This is a genomic window from Nocardioides sp. CPCC 206348 (genome assembly GCF_048654705.1).
GTDB lineage: Bacteria > Actinomycetota > Actinomycetes > Propionibacteriales > Nocardioidaceae > Nocardioides.
In genome coordinates this window covers 128-631 of sequence record NZ_JBMCZA010000058.1, presented here as the reverse complement: position 1 = coordinate 631, position 504 = coordinate 128, and the positions used below count along the sequence as shown (strand labels likewise).

The window sequence follows — 504 nt, the reverse complement described above, 5'->3', positions numbered from 1 at the left end:
GAGTGCACCGCGACGTACGTCGTGACGCAGGCCGATGTCGATGCGGGCACGGTGGACAACACCGCCACGACCACGGGCACCCCGCCGTCGGGACCTGACGTCACTGATGAGGACGAGGTCCAGGTCCCGGGAACGTCGGAGCCGGCGCTCTCGCTCAACAAGCGGGTTGCCGCGATCGAGGACGTCAACGGGACTGGTCTGAACGACCTGGGGGACGAGATCAACTTCGTCTTCGATCTTGAGAACACGGGCAACGTCACGCTGACCGGTGTGGCCGTGGATGACCCGTTGCTGGTGGGCCTGGGCATCACGGTGACGTGTGACCCCACGACCCTGGCGCCCGGTGACACGGTGACTTGTGCGGCTGACGCGCCGTACGTGATCACCCAGGCTGACGTGGACGCCGGGACGGTGGAGAACGTCGCGACCGCGACCGGTACGCCGCCGTCGGGTCCGGTCGTGGAGACCCCGGAGAGTCCCACGGTCACGCCGCTGGACGGCGCC

1 protein-coding gene is annotated in these 504 nt (G+C 68.3%); it reads left to right on the top strand.

What is annotated here, in order from left to right:
• On the top strand, positions 1-504 hold a 504-nt coding region (locus ACOADB_RS01970), incomplete at both ends, for a DUF7507 domain-containing protein (protein WP_378596231.1).